The organism is Hyphomonas sp. J20-32 (genome assembly GCF_055808555.1).
Window position 1 is genome coordinate 2242762 of record NZ_CM147873.1, and the last position, 14378, is coordinate 2257139.

Below are 14378 nucleotides of genomic sequence, written 5' to 3' on the forward strand. Positions count from 1 at the left end.
GATATGAAGCACGAGTTCCTGGCGCATTCGAGTCGCGGCGAGGCTGCCGATTTTGCGGCGCGCATGGCTGAAGGTGTTTTGTCGGCTGCGATCGAGGAGGCCGGAAAAGCCAGCTTCTTGGTGTCGGGAGGATCCACTCCCGAGCCCGTGTTCGACCGGCTAGCGCAGACAGATATGGCGTGGGACCGGGTGACCGTCGGTCTTGTCGACGAGCGATGGGTGAGCCCGGTTGATGAAGGATCGAATGAGCGACTGGTGCGCAACCATTTGCTGACCGGCAAAGCCGGCGCGGCCGGATTTGTTCCCATGAAGACGGCGGCGCTGACAGCGGTAGCGGCAGTCGCTGACCGGAATCTCGCCTACGCACCACATTGCAACCCGATAGACCTGATCCTCTTGGGGATGGGGAATGACGGGCATACTGCAAGCTGGTTTCCAAAGGCCGGCGGCCTGAAAGCGGCGATGCATGCCAGACATGGAGAGGTCGTCGCCGCAATTGATGCGACTGGCTGTCCAGTTGCCGGCGACTTGACGGAACGGCTCTCCCTGACGGGACCGGCGATCATCGATTCAGATGCCGCCATCCTTCTGATATTCGGCGAAGAGAAGCGGGACGTGCTGGAGGCAGCCCTCAAGTCGGAACCCGATGACCGCCCGATCCGTTTCGCCGTAGATGGGCTCGGCCCCCGCCTCACAATCATATGGGCCCCATGATGACACACATGCATCCCACCATAACGTCCGTAACAGATCGCATTCGTCTTCGCTCGAAGGACACGCGGGCTGCTTATCTGGAAATGATCCGGGCGCGGCGGCCAGAAGGGTTCGCGCGGATGAAGATGACGGAGGGCAACCTCGCTCATGCGTCAGCCGGATGTGCGGTGATGGAGAAAGCCGAACTGCTCGGAGGCGGCTGGCCCAATATCGGGATCATCACCTCCTACAATGACATGCTGTCGGCGCATGCGCCGTTCGAGCACTATCCGGACATCATTCGCAAGGCAGCGCGCGAAGCCGGCGCAATTGCACAGGTAGCCGGTGGCGTGCCGGCCATGTGCGATGGCGTCACGCAGGGCCAGGAGGGCATGGAGCTCTCGCTGTTTTCGCGGGATGTGATCGCGATGGCCTCGGCAATCGGCCTGAGTCATGACGTCTTCGACGCCGCATTGCATCTCGGCGTGTGCGACAAGATCGTTCCGGGACTGGTGATAGCGGCGCTTCGCTTCGGCTGGCTTCCATCGGTCTTCGTGCCTGCGGGACCAATGCCGTCCGGCCTGCCGAATCCGGAGAAGGTTCGCATTCGACAGCTGTTTGCCGAGGGCAAGATAGGCCGGGAGGAATTGCTCCGGGCTGAAGCTGAAAGCTATCATGCGCAGGGAACCTGCACGTTCTACGGCACAGCCAATTCCAACCAGATGCTAATGGAAGTCATGGGGCTGCACCTGCCGGGCGCGGCGTTCACCAATCCGGGAACGCCGTTGCGCGAGGCGCTGACACGCGCTGCAACTCAGCGTGCCGCCGCGATCACGGCGCAGGGCGATGACTATCGTCCTGCTGGCGAGCTGATCGACGAACGGTCAATTGTGAACGGGATTGTCGGCTTGATGGCGACAGGCGGGTCGACAAACCATGCCCTGCATATCCCGGCCATGGCGGCGGCGGCGGGCATCCAGGTCACGCTGCAGGATTTTGCTGAAATCAGTGCTGTGACGCCCTTGCTGGCGCGCATCTATCCGAACGGAGCGTCGGACGTGAACCACTTCCATGCGGCCGGTGGAATGAGTTTCCTCGTCCGCGAGCTGCTGGGAGCGGGGCTTATGCATGGGGAAGCGAAGGGGGTGGCAGGTCCCATCTCGGGCTATGACCGCGAACCGTTCCTCGAAAATGGCAAGGTCGTCTGGCGCGACGCGCCGGAAAAGAGCGGTGACCTGGAAATCCTGCGGCCGGCATCCGATCCATTCTCGGCGGATGGTGGCTTGCGCCTGATGAGTGGTCCGCTGGGCCGAGGCGTCAGCAAGGTCTCTGCGGTAAAACCCGAGAATCGCGTGCTCGAAGCGCCCGCGATCGTATTCGAGACGCAGGGCGCATTGAAAGCGGCGTTCGAAGCCGGAGAGCTGGACCGTGATTTTGTCGCCGTGGTCCGGTTCCAGGGGCCAGCGGCCAATGGCATGCCGGAACTGCACGGGCTCACGCCAGTGCTCGGCATCCTGCAGGACAGGGGTTACAAGATCGCGCTTGTCACCGATGGCCGCATGTCCGGAGCCAGCGGCAAGATTCCTTCAGCCATCCATATCAGTCCGGAAGCAGCACGCGGCGGACCTCTGGCGCGCGTCCGGGACGGAGACCTGATCGCCTTCGACGCCGAGCAAGGGACGCTTGAGATCAAGGTGGACAGCAAAACCTTTGCGTCGCGCGAGCCAGCCCAGTTCCGACCGAATGAATTGTCAGTCGGGCTGGGGCGGGAAATGTTCTCCTACTTCCGGCAAATGGCGGGAACGGCGGATTCCGGCGCGAGCCAGTTTACGTTCCTCGGCGAGGAGTCCTGAATGATGATGAACGAGCTGCTGGTTGGTGACGTTGGAGGAACCAATGTCCGTTTTGCCATGGCGCACCGATCAGCGGGCCGGTTTGTCATCGACCATTTCGAGAAGCTGGAAGGCGACGATTTCGGATCCTTCGAGGACGCGCTCGCGGCATATCTCGAGTCAACCGGTCTGAGACCCGACCATGCCTGTTTTGCGCTCGCCGGTCCCGTACGGGAAGGTGAAGTCCTGCTGACCAATCGCCGCTGGCACGTGTCTGCAAGCCACGTGTCCCGGCGGTTCGGAATTGGGACCGTGAGTCTCATCAATGATTTTGCCGCCATGGCCCGCGCCGTGCCGGAGTTCGATCCCGCCGCGTTCGAGATCATCGTCGATGGAACACCAATGGTGGGGGCTCCTGTCCTCGTCGCGGGACCTGGTACGGGGTTCGGCGTCGCGACACTGCTCGGAAGCGATGCATCAACCTGGCATGTCCTGAACGGTGAAGGCGGGCATGTCGCGTTTTCGCCACGTGACGAAACCGAACTGGAGCTCGCACGCATCTTGTTGGCGCGGCATGGCTATGTCTCCAATGAGTTGGTCGCGTCTGGCAGCGGCCTCAATGCCGTGCATGAAGCCTTTTGCGAGATTCACGGGCGGACGTATCAGGAGATCGGTCCACAAGAGATGCGCCGGTTGGCCGACGCGGGAGACGAGATGTTCCGTTCGCTCATTCAGTTGCGGGCAAATACCGTGATGAGCGCCGTGGGCGATCTCGTATTGGCAAATGGGGCACTTGGCGGTGTGGTTCTGGCCGGCGGCGTCACGGATCGTATTACGAAATTCCTTAAATCACCCGAAGCATGCGAAAGGTTTGTCGAGCGCGGGCCACTTTGCCAATATTTGCGGAATTGTCCCGTCAGGCTGATGCGCGACCCGGAAGCGCCGTTGATCGGCGCTGCAGCCTTCCACGAACAGGAGATTAAGTCATGACCTTCCCCCTGAAGTCACTCGTGGAAGCCGCGCTCAAGGCACCGATTGTACCCGTGCTTGTCGTTGATAGCATTGAAGCTGCAGCGCCCCTTGCGCGGGCCCTCGTTGAAGGTGGCTTGACGATTGCTGAAGTTACTTTGCGAACGCGTTCGGGGCTGGCTGTTATCGAAGAGATGAAATCCGCCGAGCCTGGCCTGAAGGTCGGGGCGGGCACGGTATTGACCGAATCCGATGTGGACAACGCGTTGGCGGCTGGCGCGGACTTCCTCGTTGCGCCCGGCATGTCGCCAAAATTGCTTGCCGGGCTCGGCGGCCGCCGGCGCCTGATGATTCCCGGCGTTGCGACGGCAAGCGAGGCCATGGCCCGGCATGAAGACGGTTTTGACCTGTTGAAGCTGTTTCCGGCCTCGATTGCCGGCGGTGTTGGCGCCCTCAAGGCGCTCGGCGCCCCGCTGCCACACCTTCGATTCATGCCGACGGGCGGTATAACCGAAGCAGACGCGGGCAAGTATCTGGCGCTTCCCAATGTCTTTGCGGTCGGGGGATCGTGGATTGCCACGGGCGCCGACATCGCTGCCGAAGACTGGAAAGGAATCAGTGCAAAGGCGCGCAAGGCGCTGGATGCCATCTGAACCATGGTTGCGGATTATGAAGCTGTGTCCGGCTGCCCGATCCGGCGTAGCGCGCAATAAATGGTTTCGACGATGGCGCAGCGCCTGTGCGTGACGCACCGCCGCATCTGCCAGCACGTGAATTCGGGTATTGAAGGCGATAGAGTCGCCGTCTGAGATATAATGTACCCGTCTGTTGCGCGGCAGGCAAAACCGTCCTAATCCGGCGCCAGACAAGGTCAGGAGACACTGAACATGACCGAGATAGAACGGCTCGCGCTGGATTATTTTCCAGTGATCATATTCCTGGTGATTGGCGCGGCTATTTCGGGCCTGTTCATTGCAGGTTCCGCGCTTCTGGCGCCTTCAAACCCTGACCCTGAAAAGAACTCTGCCTACGAGTGCGGTTTCAACGCGTTCGACGATGCGCGGATGAAATTCGACGTGCGATTCTATCTCGTCGCCATCCTGTTCATCATCTTTGACCTTGAAGTGGCGTTCCTGTTCCCATGGGCCATCTCGCTGGGCACGATCGGCCTGGTCGGATTCTGGTCGATGGTCGTCTTCCTGGGCGTGCTGACTGTCGGGTTCATCTACGAATGGCGCCGCGGTGCGCTGGAGTGGGAATGATGGCAGAGGATGGTTTCAAGAAATACGCGTTGGGCGGAGCCCGGGCAGGGGTTGAAGGGGGCTTTGTGCCCCGCGACGACGACCCGTTTTACAGTGGCTTGTCAGACGCTTTGGCCGACAAGGGCTATTTCACGGCCAGCGCCGACGACCTGATCACCTGGGCGCGAACCGGTTCGCTGATGTGGATGACATTCGGCCTGGCCTGTTGCGCGGTTGAAATGATGCATGCGGGCAACCCCCGCTATGACCTTGAGCGTTTTGGCATGGCGCCGCGCGGCAGCCCGCGTCAGTCAGACGTGATGATCGTTGCCGGCACGCTGACCAACAAAATGGCGCCAGCCTTGCGCAAGGTCTATGACCAGATGCCGGAGCCCCGCTACGTGATCTCCATGGGCAGCTGTGCCAATGGCGGCGGTTATTATCACTACAGCTATTCGGTTGTGCGTGGATGTGATCGGATCGTGCCGGTGGATATTTACATTCCCGGGTGCCCGCCAACGGCTGAAGCGCTCGTCTACGGCTTCCTACAGCTGCAAAAGAAAATTCGCCGCGAAGGCTCAATCGAGCGCTAGGGGAACCAAGATGAATATCGAAGCGCTGGAAGATCTCGCAGCCCATATCGAGGCGACGCAGGGCGATGCCGTGCGTGCGTCCCAGATCGTTGTTGGCGAACTGACCCTGCTGGCCGAGCGCGACCATATCGTGCATTTGCTACGTTTCCTGCGCGACGACCAGCAATGCAATTTCGAGACGTTGATCGACATTTGCGGGGTCGACTATCCGGAGCGTTCCGACCGGTTCGAAGTCGTCTACCACCTCCTGTCTATGCGCATGAACCAGCGCATCCGGGTGCGCATCCGCACCGATGAGGAAACGCCGGTGCCGAGCCTCACGGCGCTGTGGCCGGCCGCGAACTGGTTCGAGCGGGAGGCGTTCGATATGTACGGGATCCAGTTTTCCGACCATCCGGACCTGCGCCGCATTCTCACCGATTACGGGTTCGAAGGGTATCCGCTGCGCAAGGATTTCCCGCTGACGGGCCATTATGAGGTTCGCTACGACGATCTTGAAAAGCGCGTGATCTATGAGCCGGTCCAGCTGACGCAGGAATACCGGAATTTCGATTTCCTCTCGCCATGGGAAGGCATGACAGCCGAGATTCCCGGCGATGAGAAAGCCGTCTCCGAGGAGGCACCTGAATAATGGCCGACACGATCCACACTTCCATCGATGAGGAGCGCAAGTTCACACTGAACTTCGGCCCGCAACACCCGGCCGCGCACGGCGTTCTGCGCATGATCATGGATCTTGACGGCGAAGTCGTCACCCGGATCGACAGCCATATCGGCCTGCTGCACCGCGGCACGGAAAAACTGCTTGAATACAAGACCTTCCTGCAAGGCCTGCCATACTATGACCGGCTGGATTATTGCTCGCCGATGAACCAGGAGCACGCCTGGTGCCTGGCGATCGAAAAGCTGATGGGCATCAAGGTGCCGCGCCGGGCGAGCCTGATCCGCGTGATGTTTTCCGAGATCGGCCGGATCATGTCGCACATCCTGAATGTGACCACGCAGGCGATGGACGTTGGCGCCTTGACGCCAATCACCTGGGGCTTCGAAGAGCGCGAAAAGCTGTGCGTCTTTTATGAGCGCGCTTCGGGCAGCCGCATGCACGCGGCATATTTCCGCCCAGGCGGCGTGCACCAGGACCTGCCGCAGTCTCTGATCGACGATATTGCAGAATGGTGCCTTCACTTCCCGGTGGCGATGAACCGCCTGGAATCGCTGATCACCGAGAACCGCATCTTCAAGCAGCGCAACGCCAATATCGGTGTCGTGGACGTGAAGACGATCATGGAATGGGGCTTTACCGGCGTAATGGTCCGGGGCTCGGGGCTGGTGTGGGACCTGCGACGGTCGCAGCCTTATGAATGCTATGACGAACTCGACTTCAAAATTCCGGTCGGCAAGAACGGCGACAATTACGATCGCTATGTTTGCCGCATGGAGGAGATGAAGGAGTCCACGAAGATCATCCAGCAATGTATCGAGCTGATGGCAAAGGAAGGTCCGGGACCTGTCCTGCCCAAGAGTTCGAAACTGTCGCCGCCGCGACGCGCCGAGATGAAGAATTCGATGGAAGCGCTGATCCACCATTTCAAGCTCTACACGGAAGGCTTCCACGTGCCGGCCGGCGAATGCTACGCGGCAATCGAAGCGCCGAAGGGTGAATTCGGCGTCTATCTTGTCTCCGATGGTACCAACAAGCCGTACCGCGCCAAGATTCGCGCACCAGGCTTTCCGCACCTGCAGGCCATGGACCATCTGTCGAAGGGCCACATGTTGGCCGACGTTTCGGCAATTCTCGGTTCTCTCGATATCGTGTTCGGGGAGGTTGACCGGTGAGCAAGTCGTCCGACCTGATCCAGCGCCAGCTTGACGCCTATAATGCGCAGGACATCGACGCCTTCATGGCGTGCTATGCCGATGACGCGATACTGTCCGGCCTGAATGGCGCGGTGACCCAAACAGGGCGCGATGCGATTCGGGCCCGCCACAAGGACCTGTTTGCCGAGCACCCTCAGAACCGCGCCGAGCTCGTGAACCGGATCGACCTTGGGTCGGCGGTTGTCGATCACGAAAAGGTCGAACGGTTTCCCGGTGGCGAGCCGTTTGAAGTGGCTGCAATCTATACGATCCGCGACGGCAAGATCGCCCGCGTCGACTTTGCGCGGGGAAGCTGATTGATGGCAGTCTTCCCGGAACACCGTCTTTCGATCATGACGCTGGGCGTGCAGGACCGCGCAGCCCTGACGGCGTTCTATGAAGACGTTGTCGGCTTCCGGAATGTCGGCCCTGAAGGGATGACACTGTTCGACATGGGCGGATTCATGCTCGGCCTCTGGGAAGAGAACAAGTTGGCCAAGGATGCCGGCTTGCCGCACAATCGCGCCGGCGATTTCAAGGGCGTCGCGCTGGCCTACAATGCGCGGTCGATTGAAGAAGTGGACGCCATTTTCGGTCGGCTCGAGGCGGCCGGCGTGAAAATCACCACTGCGCCGCACAAGGCTTTCTGGGGCGGCTATTCCGGATATTTTGCGGACCCCGAAGGCAATGCCTGGGAAGTCGCTTTCAACCCGTTTTGGACACTGGATGAGGCAGGCCGCGTTGTGCTGCCCTCCACGGAGGACGTTTAGATGGCATTGCGCCGGTTTGATATCGAGGCTGGGGGCGACACGTTCGCTTTCAAGCCCGAGACTGAGGACAAGATTGCGTTCTGGCGGGCGAAGTACCCGGCAGACCGGCAGCGCTCGGCCGTGATCCCGATGCTGTGGCTGGCCCAGAAGGACAATAATGGCTGGCTGTCGGAACCGGCGATGCGCGAAGTCGCCGACCGCCTGGAGATGCCTTATATCCGCGTCTACGAAGTCGCGACCTTCTACACGATGTTCCGGATGCAGCCGGTGGGCAAATTCCACATCCAGCTATGCGGGACGACGCCGTGCATGCTGCGGGGCGCGGAATCGCTCAAGGACGTGTGCAAGAAGGAAATCGGCCCGGCGATGTATGTCACCGACGACAAGCGCCTGTCCTGGGAAGAGGTCGAGTGCCTGGGCGCCTGCGTCAACGCGCCAATGGCGCAGATCAATGACGACTATTACGAAGACCTGTCGGCCGACAGCTTCACCAACATCATATCCAAGTTGAAAAATGGCGCTGAAGCGCATCCGGGGCCGCAGATCGACCGGGTGAACAGCGGACCGGAAGGCGGCACGACCGTGCTGACCGAGCCGCACCTGTTCGACGGCACGCGGAACAAGGTTTCCGTGCTGCCGAACCTGCCTGCGGCGGCGCCTGAAGAGGCTGCTCAAGCCGCACCGGCTGCGAAGACGACCTTGCTGCCGAAGAGCGACGGGGCCGCCACAAAAAAGAGCGATGAGGACTAGGACATGTTGCAGGACAAGGACCGCATCTTCACCAATCTTTACGGGCTCCATTCACCGGGTCTGGAAGCGGCGCAAAAGCGTGGCGCCTGGCACCTGACGCGCGAGATGCTTGCGCTTGGGCCTGACTGGATCTGCGACCAGATCAAGGCGAGCGGCCTGCGCGGCCGCGGCGGCGCCGGCTTCCCGACCGGCCTGAAATGGACCTTCATGCCGAAAGAGGTGCGCGAGCGCCCGCATTACCTCGTCGTCAACGCGGACGAGTCCGAGCCGGGCACCTGCAAGGACCGCGAGATCATGCGGCACGATCCGCACCTGTTGATCGAAGGCTGCATGGTGGCGAGCCGCGCGATGCGCGCCCACAAATGCTATGTTTACCTGCGCGGCGAATACATTGCCGAGCGTCACGCCATGGAAGCGGCGATCAAGGAAGCCTATGAGGCCAAGCTGATCGGCCAGAACAACGTAAACGGATGGGATTTCGACATCTACGTCCACCATGGCGCCGGTGCCTATATTTGCGGGGAAGAAACCGCGCTGCTCGAAAGCCTTGAAGGCAAGAAGGGCCAGCCGCGCATGAAGCCGCCATTCCCCGCCAATGCGGGTCTCTATGGCTGCCCGACGACCGTGAACAATGTTGAATTGATCGCGGTTGCACCGACGATCCTGCGGCGCGGCGCGGAATGGTTTGCCGGCTTCGGGCGCCCGAACAATTCCGGCACCAAACTGTTCTGCGTTTCCGGCCACGTGAACAAGCCGTGCAATGTGGAAGAAGAAATGTCGATCACGTTCCGTGACCTGATCGACACCCATTGCGGCGGCATTCGCGGCGGCTGGGACAACCTCAAGGCGGTGATCCCGGGCGGGTCGTCCGTGCCGATGGTTCCGGCCGAGCAGATCATGGACGCCTATATGGATTTCGACACGCTGCGCGACCTGCAGTCGGGTCTCGGCACGGCGGCCGTCATCGTGATGGATAAAGATACCGACCTGATCAAGGCGATCGCGCGCCTCGCTTACTTCTACAAGCACGAATCCTGCGGCCAGTGCACGCCGTGCCGGGAAGGCACCGGCTGGATGTGGCGGGTGATGGAGCGGATGGTGAAGGGCGAGGCCGAGCATGACGAGATCGACACGCTGCTCGACGTGACCAAGCAGGTCGAAGGCCACACGATCTGTGCGCTCGGCGACGCTGCGGCCTGGCCGATCCAGGGCCTGATCCGCCATTTCCGGCCAGAAATCGAAGCCCGTATCAATGAATACCGTCTGCCCCGCGCCATGGTGCAGGGCGCAGTGATCGCGGCGGAGTAGGGAAGATATGACCGACACGTTCAAGCTCAATATCGATGGCCAGGACATCGAGGTGCCCAAGCACTACACGCTGATGCAGGCGTGCGAGGAAGCGGGCGCCGAGATTCCGCGGTTTTGTTATCATGAGCGCCTCTCTGTCGCTGGCAATTGCCGCATGTGCCTCGTCGAGTGGGAAGGCGCGCCGAAGCCGATTGCCTCGTGCGCCCAGACCGTTGGCGACATGCGCCCGAACCGGGACGGATCGGCACCGAACGTGCGGACCAAGGGCGACTATGTCCAGAAGGCCCGCAATGGCGTGATGGAATTCCTGCTGATCAACCACCCTCTGGATTGCCCGATCTGTGACCAGGGCGGCGAATGCGACCTGCAGGACCAGGCCATGGCCTATGGCCGGGGCGGCAGCCGCTATGACGAAAACAAGCGCGCCGTCGAAGACAAGAATATGGGGCCGCTGGTCAAGACGATCATGACGCGCTGCATCCAGTGCACGCGCTGTATCCGGTTTGCCGCTGAAGTCGCCGGTGTTGAGGAAATCGGCATGATCTCGCGCGGCGAGAGTGCAGAGATCACGACCTATCTTGAAAAGTCGCTGACTTCGGAACTGTCTGGCAATGTCATCGACCTCTGCCCGGTCGGCGCGCTGACCTCCAAGCCCTACGCCTTCAATGCGCGCCCGTGGGAGCTGCGCAAGACCTCGTCGATTGACGTGATGGATGCCATGGGCGCGTCGATCCGCATTGATGCCAAGGGTGACGGTGTGATGCGGATCCTGCCGGAGACCAATGAGGAAGTGAACGAGGAGTGGATTTCGGACAAATCCCGCTTCGTCTGGGACGGGCTTGCCCGCCAGCGCCTCGACAAACCTTATGTGCGCGTCAACGGCAAGCTCGTGCCTGCGACCTGGGGCGAGGCGTTTGCTGCTGCGCAGACGGCGCTATCAGCGCCCGCAGAAAAGATCGGCGTTGTTGCCGGCGACCTGATCGAAGTGGAGCAGGCCAAGGCCGCGCTGGACCTGTTCCGCGCGCTCGGCGTGCAAAACACGGACTGCCGCCCGGCAGGCGCCGAGTATGGCGCCGATGGCGTGCGAGAGCGCTATATCCTCAATCCGACGCTGATGGGCGTGGAAGAGGCCGATGCACTGCTGCTGATCGGCACCAACCCGCGCGTCGAGGCGGCAGTCTGGAATGCCCGTATCCGCAAGTCGTGGCTGTGGGGCGACCTGAAGGTCGGCGTGATCGGCGAAGCGGCTGACCTGACCTATGAGTACGACCATCTTGGCATTGGCGGCGACGCGCTGGCCAACCTGTCTGGCAGCGACTTCTACAAGGTTCTCAAGGATGCCAAGCGCCCGATGGTCGTTGTCGGTGAAGGCGCGCTGTGCCGCGAAGATGGCCAGACCATCCTGGACGTTGCCCAGAAACTGGCGCAGGACGTCGGCGCCGTCGCTGATGGCTGGGCCGGATTTGGCGTCCTGCACAATGCAGCAGGCCGTGTGGGCGCTCTCGATACCGGTTTCGTGCCGGGCGACAACGGCAAGGCGACCGGCGCCATTCTCGGCGGCGGGATGGAAACGGTTGTCCTGCTCGGCGCAGACGAAGCGGACCTGTCCGGTCTCGGCGGCGCGACCGTGATCTATGTCGGGTCGCATGGCGATGCGGGCGCAGCCCGCGCAGACATTATCCTGCCGTGCGCAACCTTCACCGAGTTGGACGCCACCTATGTGAACACGGAAGGGCGCGTCCAGACGACGAATCGCGCCGTCCAGCCGAAGGGCGAAGCCCGTGAGGGCTGGGCCATTTTCCGCGCGCTGTCGCAAGTCATGGGCAAGACGCTGCCTTATGATACCGCCGACGCTTTGCGGGCCGGCCTGCGCGGCGCGGAAGGTGAAAGCACAGTCTTTTCCGGACATGGCTTTGCGCCGGGCGCAAGCGGCGTCAGTGCACTCCTGGCTGCTGTCAGCGGTGCTGGCGGCGCAATCAAGGCGGACCGTTTTGCCGCAGTAATCGATGATTTCTACCTGACCAATCCCATCGCACGGGCGTCCAAGACCATGGCGGAGTGCTCAGCGCTCAGCACGGCCCTAGACACTCCGGTAGCAGCGGAGTAGGGCGGCGGCATGAGCAATCTCATCGAGTTCTTTCGGCGACTTTACCGGCTTCTGGATGGTGCTTGGCCAGATCGGCCTGTTCACCCTTGTCCTGTTGTTGTCGATTGCCTTCCTGCTCTTGCTGGACCGGAAAGTCTGGGCTGCTGTCATGATGCGGAAGGGGCCGAATGTCGTCGGTCCGTTTGGCTTGCTTCAGTCGTTTGCAGACTTCGGGAAATTCCTGCTCAAGGAAATCGTCATTCCGGCAGGAGCGAACAAGACGGTGTTCATCCTCGCGCCGATACTGACCTGTACGCTGTCCTTCGTAGCCTGGGCGGCCATTCCCGTTGCGCCGGGAACGGTGTCGGGAACCAGCTGGGTCGTGTCGAACCTCAATGTCGGCGTGCTGTACCTTTTTGCCATCAGTTCGCTTGGCGTCTACGGCATCATCATGGGCGGTTGGGCGTCGAACTCGAAATACCCGTTCCTTGGCGCGCTGCGTTCGGCCGCACAGATGGTGTCCTATGAAGTTTCGATCGGCTTCATCATCGTCACTGTCATCCTCCTGACCGGCTCGATGAATCTGAGCGTCATCGTCGAGAACCAGGCTGGCGGTTTCTGGAACTGGCACGCTTTCAGCTTGCAATATTTTCCACTGATCTTCGTCATGTTCCCGATGTTCGTGATGTTCTTCATCTCGGCGCTGGCAGAGACGAACCGCCCCCCATTCGACCTGCCTGAAGCAGAATCCGAACTCGTCGCCGGTTATCAGGTAGAATACGGCTCGACGCCGTATCTCCTGTTCATGCTGGGCGAGTATCTCAACATCGTGCTGATGTGCGCGATGATGACCGTCCTCTTCCTTGGTGGATGGCACGGCCCGATTGCTCTCGGAGACGCGGTGCAGGATTGGCCGCCCCTCCTGCTCAGCCTGTCGGGCCTGTTCTGGTTCATGCTGAAGATCCTGTTCTTCTTCTTCATGTTTGCAATGGTGAAGGCCATCGTGCCCCGTTACCGCTATGACCAGCTGATGCGCCTGGGCTGGAAAATCTTCCTGCCGACATCGCTCGCAGCCGTTCTGATCGTGGCGGGCTACGTTGTTTATACTGGAGTACAGTCATGAGCATTGCGCAGACCATTCGCGGCGCGCTGCTGACCGATTTCATCGGGGCTTTCTGGTCGGCGCTGCGGGAAATGTTCCGCCGCAAGGCGACCGTGAACTATCCGTTTGAAAAGAACCCGCTCAGCCCCCGTTTCCGGGGTGAACACGCGTTGCGCCGCTACCCGAGCGGGGAAGAGCGCTGCATCGCCTGCAAGCTGTGCGAGGCTGTGTGTCCTGCGCAGGCCATCACGATTGAGGCCGAACCGCGCGAGGACGGCGCGCGCCGGACGACGCGCTATGATATCGACATGGTGAAGTGCATCTATTGCGGCTTCTGCCAGGAGGCCTGCCCGGTCGACGCCATCGTCGAAGGGCCGAACTTCGAATTTGCGACCGAGACGCGTGAAGAACTTTTCTACGACAAGGACCGCCTGCTTGCGAATGGCGACCGGTGGGAACGTCTGATCGCGAAGAACCTGGAGCTGGACGCGCCCTATCGTTAGGGCCGCCTTGCAGAATGACTGAACCGGAGCACGGAGGCAGGCGCCTCTCATGCTTCACGAAATAGGGGCTTTGAGGGCTTTGGCAGTTTACGCATTCTGGATACTGGCCACGATCGTGGTCTTGTCTGCGGTCATGGTGATCGCGGCGCGCAATCCCGTGCATTCGGTCCTGTTCCTGATCCTTGCGTTCTTCACGTCGGCGGGCCTGCTCGTGCTGATCGGGGCCGAGTTCCTCGCCATGCTTCTTGTCGTCGTCTATGTCGGCGCCGTGGCCGTGCTGTTCCTGTTCGTGGTGATGATGCTGGACGTTGATTTTGTCGAACTGAAACAAGGCTTTTTGAGTTATTTGCCGTTCGGCCTCTTGGTTGGCGCGGTATTCCTCGCCGAAATCGTGCTCGCTTCATTTGCGGGCCTCGAAAACCATGTTGGTGCGTTTGATGCTTCGCCCGGTGCGGCAACCAATGCCGAGGCCATCGGGCAGGTGATGTACACGCAATACATGCTGCTGTTCCAGATGGCGGGACTCATCCTTCTGGTCGCCATGATCGGCGCCATCGTACTGACACTGCGGCATCGCCCCGGAACCAAGCGCCAGAACATTGCCAAGCAGACATCGCGTCGTCGTTCAGACGCTTTCGAATTGAAAGACCCGAGCTCCGGGCAGGGGATCTGAT

Annotated in this window: 16 protein-coding genes; all 16 read left to right on the plus strand. The window is 60.9% G+C overall.

The genetic code is table 11. The annotated features are described in order from the left end of the window. Positions 1-3 precede the first annotated feature (3 nt). The 16 genes from pgl (at position 4) to AC0L7I_RS11000 (ending at position 14377) form a co-directional block, all read left to right on the plus strand. Complete coding sequence (pgl, locus tag AC0L7I_RS10925; protein ID WP_473396457.1) at positions 4-714, plus strand: 6-phosphogluconolactonase; 711 nt, start codon at positions 4-6, stop codon at positions 712-714. Further along, positions 714-2546: a phosphogluconate dehydratase gene (gene edd, locus AC0L7I_RS10930; protein ID WP_473399146.1), complete on the plus strand. Its 1833-nt coding sequence runs from the start codon at positions 714-716 to the stop codon at positions 2544-2546. The genes pgl and edd overlap by 1 nt, the downstream gene beginning before the upstream one ends. After that, the gene (locus AC0L7I_RS10935; protein ID WP_473396458.1) at positions 2547-3515 is read left to right on the plus strand and encodes a glucokinase; all 969 of its coding nucleotides are present in this window, start codon (positions 2547-2549) and stop codon (positions 3513-3515) included. Beyond that, positions 3512-4147: a bifunctional 4-hydroxy-2-oxoglutarate aldolase/2-dehydro-3-deoxy-phosphogluconate aldolase gene (locus tag AC0L7I_RS10940; RefSeq protein ID WP_473396459.1), complete on the plus strand. Its 636-nt coding sequence runs from the start codon at positions 3512-3514 to the stop codon at positions 4145-4147. Before AC0L7I_RS10935 ends, AC0L7I_RS10940 begins: the two co-directional genes overlap by 4 nt. A gap of 234 nt (positions 4148-4381) precedes the next feature. Beyond that, complete coding sequence (locus AC0L7I_RS10945; RefSeq protein ID WP_473396460.1) at positions 4382-4756, plus strand: NADH-quinone oxidoreductase subunit A; 375 nt, start codon at positions 4382-4384, stop codon at positions 4754-4756. Next, complete coding sequence (locus AC0L7I_RS10950) at positions 4753-5328, plus strand: NuoB/complex I 20 kDa subunit family protein (RefSeq protein WP_473396461.1); 576 nt, start codon at positions 4753-4755, stop codon at positions 5326-5328. Before AC0L7I_RS10945 ends, AC0L7I_RS10950 begins: the two co-directional genes overlap by 4 nt. Positions 5329-5338: 10 nt before the next feature. Continuing rightward, on the plus strand, positions 5339-5959 hold the full coding sequence (locus AC0L7I_RS10955) for an NADH-quinone oxidoreductase subunit C (RefSeq protein ID WP_473396462.1): 621 nt from the start codon (positions 5339-5341) through the stop codon (positions 5957-5959). Next, the gene (locus tag AC0L7I_RS10960; RefSeq protein WP_473396463.1) at positions 5959-7164 is read left to right on the plus strand and encodes an NADH-quinone oxidoreductase subunit D; all 1206 of its coding nucleotides are present in this window, start codon (positions 5959-5961) and stop codon (positions 7162-7164) included. The genes AC0L7I_RS10955 and AC0L7I_RS10960 overlap by 1 nt, the downstream gene beginning before the upstream one ends. Beyond that, positions 7161-7502, plus strand: coding sequence for a nuclear transport factor 2 family protein (locus AC0L7I_RS10965; RefSeq protein WP_473396464.1), 342 nt, complete (start codon positions 7161-7163; stop codon positions 7500-7502). Before AC0L7I_RS10960 ends, AC0L7I_RS10965 begins: the two co-directional genes overlap by 4 nt. Positions 7503-7505: 3 nt before the next feature. Next, entirely contained in the window at positions 7506-7955 is a 450-nt protein-coding gene (locus AC0L7I_RS10970; RefSeq protein ID WP_473396465.1) for a VOC family protein, read from the plus strand. Then, positions 7956-8705, plus strand: coding sequence for an NADH-quinone oxidoreductase subunit NuoE (gene nuoE, locus AC0L7I_RS10975; protein ID WP_473396466.1), 750 nt, complete (start codon positions 7956-7958; stop codon positions 8703-8705). It abuts the gene before it with no gap. A gap of 3 nt (positions 8706-8708) precedes the next feature. Beyond that, entirely contained in the window at positions 8709-10013 is a 1305-nt protein-coding gene (gene nuoF / locus AC0L7I_RS10980; protein WP_473396467.1) for an NADH-quinone oxidoreductase subunit NuoF, read from the plus strand. Between the two features lie 7 nt (positions 10014-10020). Continuing rightward, the gene (nuoG, locus tag AC0L7I_RS10985; protein WP_473396468.1) at positions 10021-12120 is read left to right on the plus strand and encodes an NADH-quinone oxidoreductase subunit NuoG; all 2100 of its coding nucleotides are present in this window, start codon (positions 10021-10023) and stop codon (positions 12118-12120) included. Positions 12121-12175: 55 nt separating this feature from the next. Then, positions 12176-13222, plus strand: a complete 1047-nt coding sequence (gene nuoH / locus AC0L7I_RS10990; RefSeq protein ID WP_473396469.1) for an NADH-quinone oxidoreductase subunit NuoH — start codon at positions 12176-12178, stop codon at positions 13220-13222. Continuing rightward, complete coding sequence (nuoI, locus tag AC0L7I_RS10995; protein ID WP_340693726.1) at positions 13219-13704, plus strand: NADH-quinone oxidoreductase subunit NuoI; 486 nt, start codon at positions 13219-13221, stop codon at positions 13702-13704. The genes nuoH and nuoI overlap by 4 nt, the downstream gene beginning before the upstream one ends. Before the next feature lie 49 nt (positions 13705-13753). Then, positions 13754-14377, plus strand: a complete 624-nt coding sequence (locus tag AC0L7I_RS11000) for an NADH-quinone oxidoreductase subunit J (RefSeq protein ID WP_473396470.1) — start codon at positions 13754-13756, stop codon at positions 14375-14377. Position 14378: the final 1 nt, after the last annotated feature.